Source organism: Acidovorax sp. 35-64-16 (genome assembly GCF_002281195.1).
Taxonomy (GTDB): domain Bacteria; phylum Pseudomonadota; class Gammaproteobacteria; order Burkholderiales; family Burkholderiaceae_C; genus Acidovorax; species Acidovorax defluvii.
Map to the genome: position 1 here is coordinate 83,451 of NZ_NCFM01000003.1, position 18,133 is coordinate 101,583.

18 protein-coding genes are annotated in these 18,133 nt (G+C 63.1%); 10 read left to right on the forward strand and 8 right to left on the reverse strand.

Features of this window, described 5'->3' with window-relative positions:
- Positions 1-32 precede the first annotated feature (32 nt).
- Positions 33-524 (reverse strand): acetolactate synthase small subunit, encoded by a 492-nt coding sequence (gene ilvN, locus B7Y64_RS03815; protein WP_024814726.1) that lies wholly within the window; start codon positions 522-524, stop codon positions 33-35.
- 143 nt (positions 525-667) lie between these two features.
- Entirely contained in the window at positions 668-2,458 is a 1,791-nt protein-coding gene (locus B7Y64_RS03820; RefSeq protein ID WP_024814725.1) for an acetolactate synthase 3 catalytic subunit, read from the reverse strand.
- A gap of 281 nt (positions 2,459-2,739) precedes the next feature.
- Here B7Y64_RS03820 and B7Y64_RS03825 point away from each other — a divergent pair, with 281 nt between their 5' ends.
- From B7Y64_RS03825 to B7Y64_RS03850, 6 genes are read left to right on the forward strand one after another with little or no spacing between them, the layout of a single operon-like run.
- Positions 2,740-3,309, forward strand: a complete 570-nt coding sequence (locus B7Y64_RS03825) for an RNA polymerase sigma factor (RefSeq protein WP_024814724.1) — start codon at positions 2,740-2,742, stop codon at positions 3,307-3,309.
- Positions 3,306-3,746, forward strand: a complete 441-nt coding sequence (locus B7Y64_RS03830) for a DUF3619 family protein (protein WP_024814723.1) — start codon at positions 3,306-3,308, stop codon at positions 3,744-3,746. Before B7Y64_RS03825 ends, B7Y64_RS03830 begins: the two co-directional genes overlap by 4 nt.
- A 52-nt stretch (positions 3,747-3,798) precedes the next feature.
- A complete protein-coding gene (locus tag B7Y64_RS03835) occupies positions 3,799-4,641 on the forward strand; it encodes a DUF3106 domain-containing protein (protein WP_291328388.1) in 843 nt (280 codons plus the stop codon).
- A gap of 5 nt (positions 4,642-4,646) precedes the next feature.
- Positions 4,647-5,186 carry an RDD family protein gene (locus tag B7Y64_RS03840; RefSeq protein ID WP_081739356.1) on the forward strand — a complete coding sequence of 180 codons (540 nt, stop codon included), beginning with the start codon at positions 4,647-4,649 and terminating at the stop codon, positions 5,184-5,186.
- A 52-nt stretch (positions 5,187-5,238) separates the two neighbouring features.
- On the forward strand, positions 5,239-5,649 hold the full coding sequence (locus B7Y64_RS03845) for a diacylglycerol kinase (protein WP_024814720.1): 411 nt from the start codon (positions 5,239-5,241) through the stop codon (positions 5,647-5,649).
- Positions 5,642-6,235, forward strand: coding sequence for a TIGR00730 family Rossman fold protein (locus B7Y64_RS03850; RefSeq protein ID WP_024814719.1), 594 nt, complete (start codon positions 5,642-5,644; stop codon positions 6,233-6,235). The genes B7Y64_RS03845 and B7Y64_RS03850 overlap by 8 nt, the downstream gene beginning before the upstream one ends.
- A 93-nt stretch (positions 6,236-6,328) precedes the next feature.
- Here the strand turns inward: B7Y64_RS03850 and B7Y64_RS03855 are convergent, their stop codons facing one another.
- Both B7Y64_RS03855 and B7Y64_RS03860 read right to left on the reverse strand, forming a co-directional pair.
- Positions 6,329-6,667: a P-II family nitrogen regulator gene (locus B7Y64_RS03855; RefSeq protein ID WP_024814718.1), complete on the reverse strand. Its 339-nt coding sequence runs from the start codon at positions 6,665-6,667 to the stop codon at positions 6,329-6,331.
- Positions 6,668-6,717: 50 nt separating this feature from the next.
- Positions 6,718-8,376: an NAD+ synthase gene (locus B7Y64_RS03860; protein ID WP_291323884.1), complete on the reverse strand. Its 1,659-nt coding sequence runs from the start codon at positions 8,374-8,376 to the stop codon at positions 6,718-6,720.
- 89 nt (positions 8,377-8,465) lie between these two features.
- Here B7Y64_RS03860 and B7Y64_RS03865 point away from each other — a divergent pair, with 89 nt between their 5' ends.
- Positions 8,466-9,932 (forward strand): GNAT family N-acetyltransferase, encoded by a 1,467-nt coding sequence (locus B7Y64_RS03865; protein WP_291323883.1) that lies wholly within the window; start codon positions 8,466-8,468, stop codon positions 9,930-9,932.
- A gap of 65 nt (positions 9,933-9,997) precedes the next feature.
- Here the strand turns inward: B7Y64_RS03865 and B7Y64_RS03870 are convergent, their stop codons facing one another.
- The 4 genes from B7Y64_RS03870 to ppa all read right to left on the reverse strand — a co-directional run bounded on the left by B7Y64_RS03870 (position 9,998) and on the right by ppa (position 13,375).
- A complete protein-coding gene (locus B7Y64_RS03870; protein ID WP_291323882.1) occupies positions 9,998-10,288 on the reverse strand; it encodes a DUF2249 domain-containing protein in 291 nt (96 codons plus the stop codon).
- A gap of 129 nt (positions 10,289-10,417) precedes the next feature.
- The gene (locus B7Y64_RS03875) at positions 10,418-11,632 is read right to left on the reverse strand and encodes an NnrS family protein (protein WP_291323881.1); all 1,215 of its coding nucleotides are present in this window, start codon (positions 11,630-11,632) and stop codon (positions 10,418-10,420) included.
- 352 nt (positions 11,633-11,984) lie between these two features.
- Entirely contained in the window at positions 11,985-12,497 is a 513-nt protein-coding gene (locus tag B7Y64_RS03880; RefSeq protein WP_111864390.1) for a chemotaxis protein CheW, read from the reverse strand.
- A 341-nt stretch (positions 12,498-12,838) separates the two neighbouring features.
- Positions 12,839-13,375: an inorganic diphosphatase gene (gene ppa, locus B7Y64_RS03885; RefSeq protein ID WP_024814712.1), complete on the reverse strand. Its 537-nt coding sequence runs from the start codon at positions 13,373-13,375 to the stop codon at positions 12,839-12,841.
- A gap of 232 nt (positions 13,376-13,607) precedes the next feature.
- Between ppa and B7Y64_RS03890 the strand changes: the two genes are divergently transcribed.
- The 3 genes from B7Y64_RS03890 (at position 13,608) to B7Y64_RS03900 (ending at position 18,054) form a co-directional block, all read left to right on the forward strand.
- Positions 13,608-15,689, forward strand: a complete 2,082-nt coding sequence (locus B7Y64_RS03890; protein WP_291323880.1) for a sodium-translocating pyrophosphatase — start codon at positions 13,608-13,610, stop codon at positions 15,687-15,689.
- Between the two features lie 212 nt (positions 15,690-15,901).
- On the forward strand, positions 15,902-17,335 hold the full coding sequence (locus B7Y64_RS03895) for an aldehyde dehydrogenase family protein (RefSeq protein WP_291323879.1): 1,434 nt from the start codon (positions 15,902-15,904) through the stop codon (positions 17,333-17,335).
- A 107-nt stretch (positions 17,336-17,442) separates the two neighbouring features.
- Positions 17,443-18,054, forward strand: coding sequence for a DUF2889 domain-containing protein (locus B7Y64_RS03900; protein WP_291323878.1), 612 nt, complete (start codon positions 17,443-17,445; stop codon positions 18,052-18,054).
- Positions 18,055-18,133 lie beyond the last annotated feature (79 nt).

The following is an 18,133-nucleotide window of genomic DNA, read 5'->3' on the forward strand; positions in this document are numbered from 1 at the left end:
CCAGCACCGTTAGCTGGTTGAAGGCGAATCCGTTACACGCGCAAGATGCGCTCGCCGCGCCCGATGCCGCTGGCACCGGTGCGGACGGTTTCCAGGATCGCCGTGCGGTCGATCGCCTGCAAAAAGGCATCGTTCTTGGACTGGTCGCCAGTGAGCTCGATGGTGTAGCTCTTTTCGGTGACGTCGATGATGCGGCCGCGGAAGATGTCGGCCATGCGCTTCATCTCCTCACGCTCCTTGCCCACCGCACGCACCTTCACCATCATGAGCTCGCGCTCGGTGTAAGCGCCTTCGGTCAGGTCCACCACTTTCACCACCTCGATGAGACGGTTCAGGTGCTTGGTAATCTGCTCGATCACGTCTTCGGAGCCCGTGGTCTGGATGGTCATGCGCGAGAGCGACGCATCCTCGGTAGGCGCCACGGTGAGCGACTCGATGTTGTAACCCCGGGCAGAGAACAGGCCCACAACGCGCGACAGCGCGCCGGGTTCGTTTTCGAGCAAAACGGCAATGATGTGTTTCATGGTGTCCAGATTCCTCTTTTTGCTGCCCTCCCCCGTGCACGGTAATGCACGGGCTTGGCAGGCAATAGATTCGTCAAAAATTGAATGCTATTAAATTAATAGCTACTTACGCTTGATGGAAAAGCGCTGGAGGCCGATTTGGCTTAAAGATCTTCCGACCCCAGCAACATTTCGGTAATGCCCTTGCCGGCCTGCACCATCGGGAACACGTTCTCGGTGGGGTCGGTGCGGAAGTCCATGAACACGGTGCGGTCCTTGAGCTTGCGCGCCTCGCGCAGCGCGGGCTCCACGTCTTTGGGGTGTTCGATCAGCAGGCCCACATGCCCATAGGCCTCGGCCAGCTTGACGAAGTTGGGCAGCGCGTCCATGTAGCTGTGGCTGTAGCGGCCGGAGTATTCAATCTCCTGCCACTGGCGCACCATGCCCAGATAGCGGTTGTTCAATGCGCAGATCTTGATCGGCGTGTTGTACTGCAGGCAAGTGGACAGTTCTTGAATGTTCATCTGCACCGAGCCTTCGCCCGTGATGCAGAACACTTCGCTTTGCGGCTTGGCCAGCTTGATGCCCATGGCATAGGGGATGCCCACGCCCATGGTGCCCAGGCCACCAGAATTGATCCAGCGGCGCGGCTCGTCAAAGCGGTAGTACTGCGCGGCCCACATCTGGTGCTGGCCCACGTCGGACGTGATGTAGGTGTCCGCGTCCTTGGTCATGTTCCACAGCGTCTCGACCACATACTGCGGCTTGATCACATCGCCGCTGCCCATGTCGTACTTGAGGCAATCGCGCTTGCGCCAGCCTTCAATGGTGTCCCACCAGGCGGCGAGCGCGCCGGTGTCGGGGCGGGTGCTGCCTTCGCGGATCATCGAGATCAGCTCGGTCAGCACGTCTTTCACATCGCCCACGATCGGAATATCGACCTTGACGCGCTTGGAGATGCTGGACGGGTCGATGTCCACATGAATGATCTTGCGCTCGTTCTGCGCAAAATGCTTGGTGTTGCCGATCACGCGGTCGTCAAACCGCGCGCCAACCGCCAACAGCACATCGCAGTTCTGCATGGCATTGTTGGCTTCGATGGTGCCGTGCATGCCCAGCATGCCCAGGAATTTGCGATCCGACGCCGGATAGGCACCCAGGCCCATCAACGTGTTGGTCACGGGGTAGCCCAGCATGTCGACCAGGGTACGCAACTCGTTGGTGGCATTGCCCAGCAACACACCACCGCCAGTATAGATATAGGGGCGCTTGGCCGCCAGCAGCAACTGAAGCGCCTTGCGAATCTGGCCGCCGTGGCCCTTCTTTACCGGGTTGTAGGAGCGCATTTCCACGGTTTGGGGATAACCGGAGTAAGGCACCTTCTTGAACGAAACGTCCTTCGGAATGTCGACCACCACGGGGCCAGGTCGGCCGGTGCGTGCGATGTGGAAGGCTTTTTTTAGCGTCATGGCCAGATCGCGTGGATCCTTGACCAGGAAGTTGTGCTTCACGATGGGGCGCGTGATGCCCACCGTGTCGCATTCCTGGAAAGCATCCAGACCGATGGCCGCCGTGGGCACCTGGCCGGAGATGATCACCATGGGAATGCTGTCCATGTAGGCCGTGGCAATGCCGGTCACGGCATTGGTAAGCCCCGGGCCTGAAGTAACCAGCGCCACGCCCACCTCGCCGGTGGCTCGTGCGTAGCCGTCTGCCGCATGCACTGCTGCCTGTTCATGGCGCACCAGCACATGCTGAATGGTGTCTTGCTTGTACAGCGCGTCGTAGATGTACAAAACTGCGCCGCCTGGGTAGCCCCAGATGTACTGAACGTTTTCGGCCTGCAACGACTTGACGAGAATTTCAGAACCCATGAGGTCCTGAGAGCCGGAGGCGGGGAAGTTGCCTTGGGAGGCAGCGGCTGCCGATGTGAGTTCAGCCTTTGTGATTTCCATGATCAACCTTTGTGAATTTCTCTGACGAAAAACCTTGGGTGCTCCTCGCATGGACTCTCGTGAAGCCAGCTCGGAACTTGAGGCCAAGGACATGGGCGGGATGATTGCCGCGCCCGACCGTGACCCGTTTGCCTTTTGAATTGCAAACGAAATTATCGCACTGCAACACGAACAAAACCAGCCATTCGCGGAAAATTCAGCGCCCAATGCGATAATTGAACGGCTATGACCGCTCTATCGTGCGTTCTCGCACGACATCGACCCTCCCGGGCTGACTCCTCTTGGCAACAGAACAAGAACTCTCCGATTTCCTCAAAAGTGTAGAAAAGCGCGCATTCAAGCGCTCGATCTATCACGTCCGCAACGAGGAAGCGGCCCTGGACATTGTTCAGGACAGTATGCTCAAGCTGGCCGAGCACTACGGCGACAAGCCCCCGGGCGAGCTGCCCATGCTCTTTCAGCGCATTCTGTCGAACTGCACGTTGGACTGGTTTCGTCGCCAGAAGACGCGCAATGCGCTTTTTTCCAGCATGAGCGACTTTGATGGACCGGGCGACGATGGCGCAGAATTTGATCTGCTTGAAGCCTATGCCGGCCCCGACAATGGGGAGCGGGCCGAAAGCGCGGAAGATCTGGCGCGGCGCGCGCAGACCTTCAAGGACATCGAAGCAGAGATTGAGGAGTTGCCAGCACGTCAACGGGAAGCGTTTCTCATGCGTTACTGGGAAGAAATGGATGTCGCAGAAACAGCAGCCGCCATGGGCTGCTCCGAAGGCAGCGTCAAAACACACTGTTTTCGTGCAGTACAGGCCCTCAGCAAGGCACTGAAGGCAAAAGGAATCGAGCCATGAACAAAGCAAACACTCTCCCCACCGAAATGGCGGCAGATCGTTTCGCCCGCCGCGTCACCGCGCGACTGACCAGTGGAACGGATGACCTGCCCTACGATATTTCCGAGCGGCTGCGCGCCGCCCGCATGCAGGCACTGGCCAAGCGCAAAGTCGTCGTGCAGGTCCGGCGTGCAGCCCCCGCCGTTCTGCATTCAGGCAACACGGCGGTGCTCGGTGGTGGCAACGAACGCAGTGGCTGGTGGAGTGCGCTGGTTTCGGCCATCCCGGTAATGGCCTTGCTGGTGGGACTTGTGGTGATCAATGACTCCCAGGACGAAATCGGCACCAACGAAGTGGCAGAAGTCGACGCTGCATTGCTGACCGATGATCTCCCCCCTGCAGCCTATTCCGACCCCGGTTTTGTACAGTTCCTGAAAACAGCCCATTCCAGCAACTGATTGCGCCCTTTTTTACTGCATGCACTCAAGTTCACCTGACGCCCGCCTCACCATGCCAGCCTTCGTGCTGGCTTTGGTGCTTTTAGGCGCGCTCGCGGCAGGCGGCGTGTCAGTGCTCAATCAGGTGCGCATGGCACCCGGCACCCTACTTCCAGCCGCTGCGCTGGCACCCAAGTCTGGTGGCAAGGGCGCCCCCGGCACGGTGACCGACCCGAACCGGCAAACCCATGCCGGCCCGGGCTGGGAAGTCCTGAACACGCCCCAAAAATTGGCACTTTACCCACTGGCGGAACGTTGGGCACTTCTCAGCGAGTTGCAAAAACGGCGCTGGCTCGCCCTCGCCCAGAATTTTCCGACGCTGCCTGAAACCGAGCAGGAAAAGCTGCACAGTCGCATGACGGAATGGGCCAGCCTCAGCGCGCAGCAGCGCAATCAGGCAAGGCTCAACTATGCCGACTCCAATCGCCTGGCCCGCGACAACAAACTCGCCCAGTGGCAAGCCTATCAGGCGCTGAGTGACGAAGAAAAGCGCAAGCTGGCTGCCCGCGCGGCAACCAAATCACAGGGCGCAGCCCCGGCGATCAAACCGGTTTCTCCCCGCAAGCTGGCACAGATTCCGGCGGCCTCGGAGGTCAACCCCAACCGCCCCAACCAGCCCAAGATTCCGCCCGTGAAGAGCCTGTCGCCGCGCGCTGCAACGCCGGTGCAGCCCGCCCCGGCGGCCGCGCCCGGCGCCCCTGGATATCCTGCACCGGCGCCGGCTCCTGTGGTGGAAACCAGCCCGGTCAACGTGCCTGTGGCCGAGCCAGTCACGCTGCCGCCCCTGTCGGCCACACCGCCCGCCCATAACCTTGCCCCAGGGGGGCACGATGCGCCCCTGCATGCTCCCCCGTAATTTGCATGTCTGCCTTGCCCTCCCCTGACGCACTGCCTGCCGCTGTGGCAGCACCCCTGAATCTGCAAGCCCCCCGCCTGATCCGCCGCATGGCATGCTGGATGTACGAAGGCATCCTGATGTTCGGCGTGGTCTTCATCGCCGGCTACCTGTTTGGCACCCTGAGCCAGACCCGCAACGCCATGGACAACCGCCACGCGCTGCAGGCCTTCCTGTTCGTGGTGTTTGGCATCTACTTCACCTGGTTCTGGGCCAAGGGGCAGACGCTGGCCATGAAGACCTGGCACATCCGTGTCGTGGATCGCGATGGCCGTCCGCTCACCCAGCGGCGCGCACTGCTGCGCTACGTTTGTTCCTGGCTGTGGTTTCTGCCGCCGTTGGCCGCTTTGGCACCTTTTTCGCTGCCGGGCGGTGAAGCCACGGTGATCGTACTGGGCTGGGTCGCCGTGTGGGCGGTGTTGAGCCGTTTTCACCCACAGCAGCAGTTCTGGCACGACGCACTGGCGGGCACACGCCTGGTGCACTACGAACCTGCAAAAAAGTAAGCCCTGTTCGGACCGACCCGTTCCGGACACATCCTCCCCCGACAATCGCGGCATGCAATCATCCGACCCGTCACACCACGCACCTGCCAACCCCCAGAAGGCCCGGTCCGGGCTGAACCGCATCTGGCATGCCACCGGTTACTCCATCGCAGGGCTGCGTGCCGGCTGGAACGAAAAAGCGTTTCGCCAGGAGGCCCTTGCGGCCGTCGTCCTGGTTCCGCTGTCGTTCTGGCTGGGTCATGGCTGGGTCGAAGTGGCGCTGCTGGCGGGTTCAGTGGTGATCGTCATGATTGTTGAACTGCTCAACACCGGCATCGAGACAGCCATCGACCGCATCGGCCCCGAGTGGCACGACCTCTCCAAACGGGCCAAGGACATGGGCAGCGCTGCCGTACTGCTGGCGCTGCTGCTGTGCATCAGCATCTGGTCTGCCGCCATTCTTCAAAGGTTTCTTCATGGCTGAGCCCGCATTTTCGATCTGTGTGTACTGTGGCTCGCGCCCCGGCGAGAGCGCGGCGTTTGCCCAGGCGGCTGCGGCCGTGGGCCAGTGGATTGGTTCGCATGGCGGCCAACTCGTCTACGGTGGCGGGCGCAGCGGCCTGATGGGCACGGTGGCCGAAGCCACGCGCCTGGCCGGTGGCCGTGTAGTGGGCGTGATACCGCAAACCCTGGTCGACAAGGAGCTGGCCAACCAACAGTGCGACGAGTTGCACATCGTGCAGACCATGCATGAGCGCAAAGCCATGATGGCGGAGCGCAGCAACGCCTTTGTTGCGCTACCCGGCGGCATCGGAACCTTTGAGGAGCTGTTTGAAGTGTGGACCTGGCGCCAGCTGGGCTATCACGACAAGCCGCTGGGCCTGCTCAATGTGGCCGGCTATTACGACGGCTTGCTGGGCTTCTTGCAATCCAGCGTGGCCAACGGATTCATGGGCAATTGGCAAATGGACCTTCTGCACGCAAGCACCGATGTAGAGGCCCTGCTGCGCACGCTGGTGCAGGAGGCCGGTCCCGATCAGGCATCCATGCCATTGCGCTCGGTGATTTAAGAACCAAAGCCCCCGGTCGCGCAAACCTCAGCATCGGCCACCGCGCAAGGCGTACAGCGAGCTACGCAGCGCGCCTGCGGGGAGCGTCACGGATCAGATCGCTGCGTCATCCAGGTCGCCGGTGCGAATGCGCACCACGCGCTCCACGGCCGTCACAAAAATCTTGCCGTCCCCTATCTTGCCCGTGCGCGCCACATTGACGATGGCGTCCACGCAGCGCTCCAGGTCTTCGGTTTTGACCACCACCTCAACCTTCACCTTGGGCAGGAAATCAACCACATATTCCGCCCCGCGGTACAGCTCGGTGTGGCCTTTCTGGCGCCCAAAACCCTTCACCTCGGTCACGGTGAGGCCGGTCACGCCACATTCGGCCAAGGCTTCTCGGACTTCTTCGAGCTTGAAGGGCTTGATGACGGCGGTGATCATTTTCATGGGGGGTCTCCTGGGGGAATTAAAAAAGCGGCGGGCCTGGCGGATGCCCGTCAGGCCCTGAATTTGCTGGTGATAGGGTAACGCCAGTCCTTGCCGAAGCTGCGGCGCGTCACGCGCACGCCCACAGGGGCCTGGCGGCGCTTGTATTCGTTGAGCTTGATCAGCCGTGTGACGCGCTCGACATCGGCGCGCTCAAACCCGGCTGCAATGATGGACTCTATCGGTTCATCATTCTCCATGTAGCGAGCCACGATCGCATCGAGCACCTCGTAAGCCGGCAAACTATCCTGGTCTTTCTGGTCGGGGCGCAACTCGGCACTGGGCGGGCGCGTGATGATGCGCTCGGGGATGGGGTTCGCCCCGGTGCCATACGGGTCGTGGGCATTGCGCCAGCGCGCCAGGGCAAACACCCGGGTCTTGGCCACGTCCTTGATGGGCGCAAAGCCGCCGGCCATGTCACCGTACAGCGTGCAGTAGCCCGTGGCCAGCTCACTCTTGTTGCCGGTGGTCAGCACAATGGCCCCGAATTTGTTCGACAAGGCCATGAGCAGCATGCCGCGGATGCGCGCCTGCAGGTTCTCTTCGGTCGTGTCTTCGGCGCGGCCGGCAAAATGCGGCGCCAGCGCGGCCTTGAAGGCCTCGAACTGTGACGCAATCGAGATTTCGTCATGGCGCACACCCATGCGCTCGGCCATGTCGCGCGCATCGATCCAGCTGATGTCCGCCGTGTAGGGCGACGGCATCATCACCGTGCGCACCTTGTCGGCGCCCAGGGCATCCACCACAATGGCCAGCACCAGCGCCGAATCAATGCCGCCCGACAAACCCAGCAAGGCGCCCGGGAAGCCGTTTTTGCCCACATAGTCGCGCACGCCCAGCACCAGCGCATCCCACAGGTCGGCTTCCAGGCTGCACTCGGGCACCACCTTTGCTTCTATTTTGATAGCTGCTTGCGCTTGCCGGATATGCGCAAACACCAGTTTTTCCTTGAAGCCTGGGGCGCGCCCCGCTACCGAGCCATCTGCATTCAGGGCAAACGAGCGGCCTTCAAAAACCACCTCGTCCTGCCCGCCCACCAGGTGGGCATAGACCAGTGGCAGGCCGGTCTCGGCCACGCGCTCGCGCATGGTCTGCTCGCGCTCGGCGCTCTTGCCCAGGTGAAAGGGCGATGCATTAATCACCGCCAGCAGCTGCGCCCCCGCGCTGGCAGCAGCGCGTGCAGGCTCTGGAAACCATGCGTCTTCGCAGATCAGCACCCCGACCCGCACGCCCTGCACCTCGAAAACGCAGGGCAACTGGCCGGCAACGAAATAGCGGCGCTCATCGAACACCTGGTAATTGGGCAGCTCGCGCTTGGCATAGGTCTGCTCGATCTGGCCATGCCGCAGCACGCTGGCCGCATTCAGGCACGGGCTGAACGCCGGGTCGCCGGCAGCCAGCTTTTGCGGATGGCCCAGAACGATCGCAAGGCCATTCAACCCCGCGGTCTCGCGGGCCACGGTTTTCACGGCATCATCACAGGCCGCCAGAAACGCGGGGCGCAGGAACAGGTCTTCTGCCGCGTAGCCACAGATGGCCAGTTCGGGCGTCAGCAACAGACGCGCGCCCTGCGCATGGGCTTCATGCGCGGCTGCGATGATTTTCTGCGCATTGCCGGGCATGTCGCCCACGACAAAATTGAGCTGAGCGGTGCAAATGGAGAGCATCATGGAACTGGAATCGGCTTTTGTAGCCGGGTTGGACACCGCCACCACAGCCCACAACGGCCCCGTGCAAAACGGTGGTCCACGGAGGCAGCATGGCTGAAGGCGCCATTATCGCGCGCGTGCTGGCATCGCCCCTGGAGGTGGACGCCACTGCCTGGAACGCCCTGCTGGCACTGCAATCGCACCCCACCCCGTTCATGCGCCACGAATACCTGGCCGCCCTGCATGAGAGCGAGAGCGCTGTTCCCCACACGGGCTGGACACCCCGGTTCATGACCCTGTGGGAGGGCGACCTGCTGGTGGCAGCCTGCCCGCTGTACCTCAAAAGCCATTCTTACGGCGAATACGTGTTTGACTGGGCCTGGGCCAGTGCCTACGAGCAACACGGTGTGCCCTACTACCCCAAGGCCGTGGTGGCGGTGCCCTTCACGCCCGTGCCCGGCACCCGGCTGATGGCGCGCGACGCCGCAGCCCGCCAGGGGCTGGTGCAGGCACTGTGCCAGTGGTGCGAGGACGAGGGCATCTCGTCACTGCATGTGCTGTTCGCCAGCGACGACGATGTGCTGACCGGCGCCCGCGAAGGCCTGATGCTGCGGCATACGGTGCAGTTTCATTGGAAGAATGTGGCCCCCACGCTCGGCACTGACGTGTCCTCGCTGCCCCCCGAGGGGGCTCTCGCCGCCTTGGGGCGGCCCGGCGGCGGCTCGGGTGCGGCCCCCACGCTCGGCACTGACGTGTCCTCGCTGCCCCCCGAGGGGGCTCTCGCCGCCTTGGGACGGCCCGGCGGCGGCTCGGGTGCGGCCCCCACGCTCGGCACGGGCGGGTTTTTGCTGCCCACAGAGAGCGTCCTCGCAGCGGTCGAAAGCCATTGCGACAGCGGCTCGGCGGCAGCCGGAACGCTTGCCTACCGCGATTTCGACGATTTTCTGGCGCACCTCACGCAGGAAAAGCGCAAGAAATTCCGCCAGGAACGCCGGCGCGTGGCCGAGGCAGGTGTCACCTTTCGCTGGGCACAGGGGGCTGACATCACTGCGGACGACTGGAACTTCTTTTACCGTTGCTACGAACGCACCTATCTGGAACACGGCAACCCGCCCTACCTCACGCGGGCATTCTTTCAGCAGATGGCCGATCGCATGCCCGAACACTGGCTGCTGTTTATTGCAGAGCGCGAAGGCCGTCCAATTGCTAGTAGTTTGATAGCTATCAGCGCACAGCCATCAAGCGCCAGAGGCCAATATCATTCAAAGTATGCCGGCTGCACCGCCTACGGCCGTTACTGGGGTGCGCTGGAGCGGGTGGACTGCCTCCATTTCGAAGCCTGCTACTACCAGCCCCTGGCATGGTGCATTGCGCATGGCGTGCAGCGATTCGAAGGCGGCGCGCAAGGCGAGCACAAAATGGCCCGCGCCCTGCTGCCCGTTCCGGCGACCAGCATGCACTGGCTGGCACATCCGGCATTTGCGGATGCGGTGGACCGGTTTCTGGCCCGCGAAGGTGCGGGGGTAGAGCAGTATCTGGACCATCTGCAGGCACGCAGCCCGTTTCGGGCGGCCTGACACCTCGCCTCACACAATGGCGGGGCCAAAACCCGGCGGCCTCGCGCCGCCGACGCTGCGGGGCCTCAGCCGCCGCAGGCGCCACCCGAGCAGCAAGAACCGCCCGTGGCTGCGGCGGGCTCGGTCTTGCTGATCCGTACACGCCACAGATCGGGGCCTTGCTGCAGATAAGCCCATTTGAACGCGCCCGCAGAGCGGACCTCGAATTGCTGGCGCAGGGGCTGTGGATCATGGTCGTTGACCAATTGCAGCGCCTCGCCGGGCAACAGCGCATCGAAGCGGCCAAAAATCAGGGCGTGGCGCTCGCGGGGCGCAATTTCACGCACATCGATGACGGAATTCTGGGTGGAAGTCATGGCAAAGCCTTTCTAGGGAAAGTGAACAAGAGCAACGAAAAATGATTCAGACGGGCAACCTCGGCCCCGGCGCTGAGTCGTTGAGGCGCTGGCAAGGCGTTGCAACAACACCGCCCGCGCACAGCGCCATCAGCCGTCCTTGCCGTCCAGCCGGGTCTGGAACAGCCAGGGGGTAAAGAGGCCCAGGTAAATGGCAAAAGCCGTGGACCAGGCCAGCGCGGCCACCACCAGTGTGGCGGCATACCACTGCGGTGCGGCCAGCGGCACAAGGACACGCAAAACAGCGGCGCCCATCACCAGCCCATAGGCCAGCACCTCCAGCCGGGAAGCCTGCAGCGGCCGACCCGTGTGGCCGCGCGCCGTGCGGGTGATCATGCCGATGATCAGCCCCCCCGTGACACCCACGGCAAAGGCATGCACCGCAGCCGACACGGCCACAACACCCAGTTGCGCCAAGGCCAGCAGAGCAAAGCCCACAGGAATCCAGGCATACGACGCGTGCAGAATCCACAAGATGGGACGGTTGCGGGTGATCCAGGGCTTCCAGCGCCACATGCGCACGCCGTGCAGCAGCGCCGCCAGCCCGGCAAGCACCGCCGTGACCGCGCCCACGCCAAAAGGAGCACACACCCACGACACCAGCGCCATGGCCGTGACGGCCATGGTGGTGAGTTCCAGCGGGCGCTGCGCCTGCAGCTTGAGCCCCGGGTTCACGCTCATGGTGAAAGCCGGCACCACGCGTCCGGCCATGACGCATTCAATCAGCACAATGAGCGCCAGGCCAGCATGCAGCGCCTGCACGGGCGGCAGGCTGATGACACCCATGACCGCCAGGTGAAACGCGACATTGGCCAGCGACAGCAGCACCAGCACCCCCATCAGCGGCAAATTGCGGCGGTTGCGCGCCCGCAGCAGCACCGCCAGCAAAATGCCCGCCACCACCGGCAGCAAGACCATGTCCAGCGCTGCATAGACCGCATAGGGGGCCACCACGGCAGCCACCCTGGCGGCAAGCCAGAGCAGTGCCAGCGCCCCCAGCAACGCACCGCGCGGCGTGGACAGCCCTGTCCACGCCTTCACGGCCGTGAGCAAGAACCCGATGATGACGGTGGCGGCAAACCCGAACAGCATTTCGTGGGCGTGCCACAGCAGGGGAGCGACCGGAAGATCGAGCGCAAGCCACCCAAGCATGGAAGCTATCCACAGCGGCACGGTCAGGCACGCCACAAAGGCCGCGCCCAGATAAAACGGGCGAAAACCCAGACGCAGGAATGGCAAGCCCTGCAAAGCAGAGGCCGGAGCCACGCCTGCGGTGGAGACGACGGGTGTTGAGATGGGTTTCATGCGGTGCGGCCCGCTGCGCCGGAACGACGCAAGCAGCGGAAATTTATAAGATTCATTTTACATGAATATTAATGCGTGACGCTCGCCAACACAACATCCGCCACACGCTCTGCGGCGCAAAAAGTACTTTGACAGCACAACGGTGGCGCAGGGCAAGCCGCTAAAAAGCGTGCAATGCTCTGCCGCTGCACGGCGGCAGTTACCGACCGTCAGGGCATCAGCGATTCAGGTTTTTTGTGCGAGGCAGCCCTGCCCTCCGCCGCAGCGTTGCCCGGCCTTCACCCTGCTGAAGAAGTGAGGGCCGCGACACCCGGGCGGCCCGAGAAAAGGCGTGCTGATTCGCCGGTGCCGCTTACTGCGCGACCTGGGCCACCAGGCCCATTTCGGCGCTGCTCAGCAAGGATTCAATGTCCATCATGATGAGCATGCGGTCGCCCACGGTGGCAATGCCGGTCACAAAGGCCGAGTCCACCTGGCTTTCAAACTGTGGCGCCGGCTTGATGGCATCGGGCGTGAGGGCTACCACATCGGCCACGGCATCCACCACCGCACCCAGCACGGTGCCACCCACGTTCAGGATGATGACCACGGTGAAATCGGTGTAATCGGCCTGGGGGCAGTGCAGTTTCAGGCGCAGATCCACGATGGGAACGATGCGCCCGCGCAAATCCACCACGCCCTTGATGAAGTCGGGCGCATGCGCCATGCGCGTGGGCTGCTCGTACGAGCGGATCTCCTGCACCCGCAGGATATCGATGCCGTACTCCTCCTCCCCCAGGCGAAAGGTCAGATATTCCGCCGCGCGGGCTGCGGCAGCGGTGCGCGAAGACGCCTCGGAACGGGTTGCAGTGGGGGCAGAAATCATGTGCGCATCCTTGAAAACATCGGTTCGGGCAGGCTGGCGACTGCGCCGGGCCTGCGCATATCGGCAGAGCATAGCAGTCTTCAGTTGCATTTGCTCACAACTACCCCGTTGCCAGCGTGGCGCGGATCGATGGCGCGGTATGGACGGACTTCGTGCGGGGGCCACGGGCGTTTGGTGCTGCGTTGGCCGTCTGGTCGACGCGGCAGCATTCCCCAGGCTGCCCACCGGCCAGAAAAAAAGCATGCACCCCGTTGGGGTGCATGCTTTAATTTTGATAGCTGTCAGCGCTTATTAGTAAAGGGCTTCGGCGTCATTTGATTCAAAAATGGGGTTGAACCGGCTCAACCCAGGCTCTTTTGGTAGTTGGCGATGCCGTCGCTGATTTCCTTCTTGGCCGAGTCGATACCTTCCCAGCCCAGCACCTTGACCCACTTGCCTTTTTCCAGGTCCTTGTAGTGCTCGAAGAAGTGAGCGATGGCGTTGCGGCGCATGGCGTTCACGTCGTCGATGGTCTTCCAGTGGTCGTACATGGGCAGGATCTTGGAGGTGGGCACCGCAATGACCTTGCCATCCACGCCGGCTTCGTCTTCCATCATCAGGATACCCAGGGGGCGGCAAGTCACGACCACACCGGGATGAAGGGGGTAAGGCGTGATCACCAGCACGTCCACCGGGTCACCGTCGCCCGACAGCGTTTGCGGCACATAGCCGTAGTTCGTGGGGTAGTGCATGGCCGTGGTCATGAAACGGTCCACGAAGATGGCGCCCGATTCCTTGTCCACTTCATACTTGATAGGGTCGGCGTTCATCGGGATCTCGATGACCACATTGAAGGTATCGGGAACGTTCTTGCCTGGGGGGACGTTGTTGAGAGACATGTCTTGTATGAAAAGTTGATTGAAGACAATCCACGCAGCACGACGCGTCGGGATTAACCCTGATTTTAGGCACACACCCCTTTCTGCCCGCTTGCAATCTGGCGTTTGGCTGTAAATTGGGTCTGTTGGCCAATCGACTCCAGTACGCTAGAGCGCGAGGAAGCAACGCAGCGGAAGCACACCGATGCGTTGTGTTTCCTTCCGTGCATCTCAATACTTCAAGGAGTGACGAATGGCTGGAAATACAGCGCTGACTGCCCCTCTGATACTGGCTCTGGTTTGCGGATTGATTGCGGTGGCCTATGGAATCTGGGCCCGGGGATGGATTCTTGCCAAGGACCCCGGCAATGCCCGCATGCAGGAGATTGCCGCCGCCATCCAGGCCGGGGCTGCTGCCTACCTCGCCCGCCAGTACAAGACCATCGCCATCGTCGGCGTGGTGCTGGCGGTTCTCATCGGCATTTTTCTCGACGGCACGACGGCCGTGGGCTTTGTGGTGGGCGCGGTGCTCTCGGGCGCCTGCGGCTTCATCGGCATGAACGTGTCGGTGCGCGCCAACGTGCGCACAGCGCAGGCCGCCACGCACGGCATTGGCCCGGCGCTCGATGTAGCGTTCCGGGGCGGGGCCATCACCGGCATGCTGGTGGTGGGGCTGGGCCTGTTGGGCGTCACGGGCTTTTACTGGTTTCTGGCGGGCAACGGCAATCTCACGCCCACGGCCAACCTGGCCAATCTGCTCAACCCGCTGATTGGCTTTGCGTTCGGCTCGTCGCTGATTTCGATCTTTGCGCGCCTGGGCGGCGGCATCTTCACCAAGGGCGCCGATGTGGGCGCCGACCTGGTGGGCAAGGTCGAGGCGGGCATCCCTGAAGACGACCCGCGCAACCCCGCGGTGATTGCCGACAACGTGGGCGACAACGTGGGCGACTGCGCCGGCATGGCAGCCGACCTGTTCGAAACCTACGCCGTGACGCTGATCGCCACCATGGTGCTGGGCGCGCTGCTGGTGGCCACCGCGCCCGTCAACGCCGTGGTGTACCCGCTGGCGCTGGGGGCCGTGTCCATCATTGCGTCCATCATCGGCTGCTTCTTCGTGAAGGCCTCGCCCGGCATGAAGAACGTGATGCCTGCGCTGTACAAGGGCCTGGCGATTGCGGGCGTGCTGTCACTCATCGCCTTCTATTTCGTGACAATCTGGATCATGCCGGACAACGCCATCACCGCCACCGGCAGCCAGATGAAGCTGTTTGGCGCGTGCGCCACCGGGCTGGTGCTGACGGCAGCGCTGGTATGGATTACCGAGTTCTACACCGGCACGCAATACTCGCCCGTGCAGCACATCGCCCAGGCATCGACCACGGGCCACGGTACCAACATCATTGCGGGCCTGGGCGTGTCGATGCGGTCCACCGCCTGGCCGGTGATTTTTGTGTGCCTGGCCATCCTGGCGGCCTACCAGCTGGCAGGCCTTTACGGCATTGCCGTGGCGGCCATGTCCATGCTGAGCATGGCGGGCATCGTGGTGGCGCTGGATGCCTATGGCCCCATCACCGACAACGCCGGCGGCATTGCCGAAATGGCCGAGCTGCCCAGCAGCGTGCGCGACATCACCGACCCGCTGGACGCCGTGGGCAACACCACCAAGGCCGTAACCAAGGGCTATGCCATTGGCTCGGCCGGCCTGGCCGCGTTGGTGCTGTTTGCCGACTACACGCACAAGCTCGAAAGCTATGGCCGCGCCATCAGCTTTGACCTGAGCGATCCGCTGGTCATCGTCGGCTTGTTCATCGGTGGCCTCATTCCCTACCTGTTCGGCGCCATGGCCATGGAGGCCGTGGGCCGCGCCGCTGGCGCCGTGGTGGTGGAAGTGCGCCGCCAGTTCCGCGACATCCCCGGCATCATGGAAGGCACGGCCAAGCCCGAATACGGCAAGGCCGTGGACATGCTGACCACCGCCGCCATCAAGGAGATGGTGATCCCCAGCCTGCTGCCCGTGGTGGTGCCCATCGTGGTGGGCCTGGCGCTTGGCCCCAAGGCGCTGGGCGGCCTGCTGATGGGCACCATCGTTACGGGCCTCTTCGTGGCCATCAGCATGTGCACCGGCGGCGGGGCGTGGGACAACGCCAAAAAATACATCGAAGACGGCCACCACGGCGGTAAGGGCTCTGAGGCCCACAAGGCCGCCGTCACGGGCGACACCGTGGGCGACCCCTACAAGGACACCGCCGGCCCCGCCATCAACCCGCTGATCAAGATCATCAACATCGTGGCGCTGCTCATCGTGCCACTGGTGGTCAAGTTTCACGGCGGCTGATGCACCGCCACGGCCTCAAAGGCTCGCTGCGGCGGGCCTTTTTTTTGGCCTTATTGGGCCGCTAGCGGCCCCCTTGCGCCACCTGCCGCCCAGCGCAAACCGCATCCAAACGCTACTGTATTAATAGCTACTAGCGCTTAATACATAAGGGCTATAGGCCATTTTTGCCTAAAAACCATAAGAACACATTGTTTTTGTCGCACAATTTGGCCATGCAACTGCACTTCATCGCCAACGCCTCCGTTGCGTCCGCCTCCGGCCGCACCATCCCGGTGATCGACCCGTCCGACGGCCAGCCGTTTGACGAGATCCAGCGCGGCACGGCCGACGACATCGATGCCGCCGTGCATGCCGCGCGCCAGTGCTACCACGCCGTGTGGCAAAAGATGGCGCCTGCCGACCGGGGCCGCCTGTTGCAAAAGCTCTCGGCAAAAATCCTGGAGCACGCCGATGAGCTGACCGCCCTGGAGCGGCGCGACTGCGGCAAGCCCACCAGACAGGCGCGGGCCGATGCGCTGGCGCTGGCGCGCTACTTCGAGTTTTATGCGGGCGCCTGCGACAAGTTGCACGGCGAGACCATTCCTTACCCCAACGGCTACAGCGTGCTGACCTGGCGCGAGCCCCATGGCGTGACGGGCCACATCATTCCGTGGAACTACCCCATGCAGATTTTTGGCCGCAGCGTGGGCGGCGCTCTGGCGGCGGGCAATGTGTGCGTGGTCAAGCCCGCTGAAGACGCGTGCCTGAGCCTGATCCGCGTGGCACAGCTGGCGGCCGAAGTGGGGTTTCCGTCGGGCGCGCTCAACATCGTCACCGGCTACGGCCACGAAGTGGGCGACGCGCTGGCCCGCCACCCGGGCATTGCCCACATCAGCTTCACGGGCAGCCCCAAAATTGGCACGCAAATCCAACAGGTGGCCGCCGAGCGGCACTGCCCGGTGACGCTGGAGTTGGGCGGCAAAAGCCCCCAGATCATCTTTGCCGATGCCGACCTGGACGCTGCCGTGCCGGTGGTCATCAACGCCATCGTGCAAAACGCCGGGCAGACCTGCTCGGCCGGCTCACGCGTGCTGATTGACTCGCTGATCTACGAGCCGCTGCTGGAGCGCCTGGGCACTGCCTTTGAAGCGCTGCGCGTGGGCCCCGCCGCCATGGACCTGGATGTGGGCCCGCTGATCCGCCAGTCGCAGCAGCAGCGCGTGTGGGACTTTTTGTCAGACGCGCAAGTTGCCGGCATCCCCATGGTGGCCCAGGGCCAGATCGTGGACGAGGCGCCCGAAACCGGCTTTTACCAGGCCCCCACGCTGCTGCGCGATGTGCCGGTGGATCACCGTCTGGCGCAAGAAGAAGTGTTTGGCCCCGTGCTGTCGGCCATGGCCTTTCAGGACGAAGACCATGCTGTGGCGCTGGCCAACGCCACGCAGTTCGGGCTGGTGGCGGGCATCTGGACGCGCGACGGCAGCCGCCAGTTCCGCATGGCCCGGCGCGTGCACAGCGGACAGGTGTTCATCAACAACTACGGCGCTGCAGGCGGTGTGGAGCTGCCCTTTGGCGGCGTCAAATCCAGTGGTTACGGGCGCGAAAAGGGCCTGGAGGCGCTGTATGGCTTCACCACGCTCAAAACCGTGGCCATTCAGCACGGCTGACTGCGGCAGGCCCTGTCACGCCGGTGCACGACGGCGCGGCGGTGTGCCGCTAGCATGGTTGCCTCTGCACTTCCCCTTTCACTTTTGCACGACGTTTTTTCTTCTCCATGCCCCTGAGCCCCCCTGCCCCCCGCACCGCCCGGCACCAGCGCCGCGTCAATTACCAAGGCTATGAACGCGACGATGGGTTGTGGGACATCGAAGGCGAGTTGCACGACAGCAAGATGCACGACGCCCCCTCGTTTCGCGATGCCGGCATGCGCCGTGCCGGTGAACCCATCCACCACATGTGGCTGCGCGTTACCGTCAACCGCCAGCTGGTGGTGCAGGCCATTGACGTGGCCATGGACACCCACCCGCTCAAAGACTGCCCCCAGGCCCAGCCCGCGCTGCAATCCATGGTGGGCTGCAGCATGGCACGCGGCTGGCGCCAGGCCATCCAGAAGAACCTGGGCGGCGTGGCCAGTTGCACGCACCTGCGCGAGCTGCTGTTCAACCTGGCCACGGCGGCTTTCCAGTCGGTGCCCGCCGTGTTTTCGTCGGCCAACGAGGACGAGCCGCCCCGCCACTTGGGCCAGTGCACCGGCTGGGACTTCCATGGCAACGGTGTGAAGGAGTATTTTCCGCAGTTCTACCGCCGCAGCCCCGACGGTCTGGCAGTGCCGGTGGACCAGGCCGCCACACAAAGCCCGACGGCCGACGCGCATACCGGGCGGTAGCCCTGGCGCGCGTCATGGGGCAAAAAAAATATATGAAAATGGCCCCAAGCGCTTATCCATAAAGCGCAAGCTGCTATCA

Coding starts and splice junctions, on each gene's coding strand:
- ilvN (WP_024814726.1), bottom strand. CDS start 524: ATGAAACACATCATTGCCGTTTTGCTCGAAAACGAACCCGGCGCGCTG.
- B7Y64_RS03820 (WP_024814725.1), bottom strand. CDS start 2,458: ATGGAAATCACAAAGGCTGAACTCACATCGGCAGCCGCTGCCTCCCAA.
- B7Y64_RS03830 (WP_024814723.1), top strand. CDS start 3,306: ATGAACAAAGCAAACACTCTCCCCACCGAAATGGCGGCAGATCGTTTC.
- B7Y64_RS03835 (WP_291328388.1), top strand. CDS start 3,799: ATGCCAGCCTTCGTGCTGGCTTTGGTGCTTTTAGGCGCGCTCGCGGCA.
- B7Y64_RS03840 (WP_081739356.1), top strand. CDS start 4,647: ATGTCTGCCTTGCCCTCCCCTGACGCACTGCCTGCCGCTGTGGCAGCA.
- B7Y64_RS03845 (WP_024814720.1), top strand. CDS start 5,239: ATGCAATCATCCGACCCGTCACACCACGCACCTGCCAACCCCCAGAAG.
- B7Y64_RS03850 (WP_024814719.1), top strand. CDS start 5,642: ATGGCTGAGCCCGCATTTTCGATCTGTGTGTACTGTGGCTCGCGCCCC.
- B7Y64_RS03855 (WP_024814718.1), bottom strand. CDS start 6,667: ATGAAAATGATCACCGCCGTCATCAAGCCCTTCAAGCTCGAAGAAGTC.
- B7Y64_RS03860 (WP_291323884.1), bottom strand. CDS start 8,376: ATGATGCTCTCCATTTGCACCGCTCAGCTCAATTTTGTCGTGGGCGAC.
- B7Y64_RS03865 (WP_291323883.1), top strand. CDS start 8,466: ATGGCTGAAGGCGCCATTATCGCGCGCGTGCTGGCATCGCCCCTGGAG.
- B7Y64_RS03870 (WP_291323882.1), bottom strand. CDS start 10,288: ATGACTTCCACCCAGAATTCCGTCATCGATGTGCGTGAAATTGCGCCC.
- B7Y64_RS03875 (WP_291323881.1), bottom strand. CDS start 11,632: ATGAAACCCATCTCAACACCCGTCGTCTCCACCGCAGGCGTGGCTCCG.
- B7Y64_RS03880 (WP_111864390.1), bottom strand. CDS start 12,497: ATGATTTCTGCCCCCACTGCAACCCGTTCCGAGGCGTCTTCGCGCACC.
- ppa (WP_024814712.1), bottom strand. CDS start 13,375: ATGTCTCTCAACAACGTCCCCCCAGGCAAGAACGTTCCCGATACCTTC.
- B7Y64_RS03890 (WP_291323880.1), top strand. CDS start 13,608: ATGGCTGGAAATACAGCGCTGACTGCCCCTCTGATACTGGCTCTGGTT.
- B7Y64_RS03895 (WP_291323879.1), top strand. CDS start 15,902: ATGCAACTGCACTTCATCGCCAACGCCTCCGTTGCGTCCGCCTCCGGC.
- B7Y64_RS03900 (WP_291323878.1), top strand. CDS start 17,443: ATGCCCCTGAGCCCCCCTGCCCCCCGCACCGCCCGGCACCAGCGCCGC.